Origin of the sequence: Pseudomonas sp. 51_B (assembly GCF_017491595.1) — a bacterium.
Taxonomy (GTDB): Bacteria; Pseudomonadota; Gammaproteobacteria; order Pseudomonadales; family Pseudomonadaceae; genus Aquipseudomonas; species Aquipseudomonas promysalinigenes.
The window spans coordinates 1-428 of sequence record NZ_JAFGYW010000492.1 but is presented as its reverse complement, the minus strand read 5'-3'; the positions used below and the strand labels follow the sequence as shown (position 1 = coordinate 428).

The window sequence follows — 428 nt, the reverse complement described above, 5'->3', positions numbered from 1 at the left end:
CGCCGGACGCGCCGGACGGCGTGCGTTTTCGTGAAGCGCGCCTGTTCAATTATCTGCTGCTGCAATCGGGCATGGTCGAGTACTTCACATCGCGCGTGGGTATCAGCGCCCAGACCCGGGTCCGCACGCCCCTGGACAACATCCGCAAGAAGCTGCCCAAAGACCTCAACAAAACCACCCCCAGCCCCGCCCGCTACGACTCGATGCGACCGGCCGACGCCGTCAGCGACCTGCTCACCGCGCTCTATGACATGAAGCTGCAACGGCGGATCGACAACGTCCACGCGACCACCACCAGTCGTACCGAAATGATCGCCGGCCTGATCTGGACGAGCGTTGAGTGGGTCGCGGCCATCGCCACCGCGCCCTTCCCGCTGTTGAGCCTGAGCACCGGCCTGTTGCTGGCCTTCAAGGACGCGATGCTCGCC

Annotated in this window: 1 protein-coding gene; it reads left to right on the top strand. The window is 65.0% G+C overall.

The window, feature by feature from the left end; translation table 11 throughout:
• Positions 1–428 (top strand): hypothetical protein (locus tag J5M56_RS25885; RefSeq protein ID WP_207938171.1); only part of this gene is annotated, 428 nt, incomplete at both ends.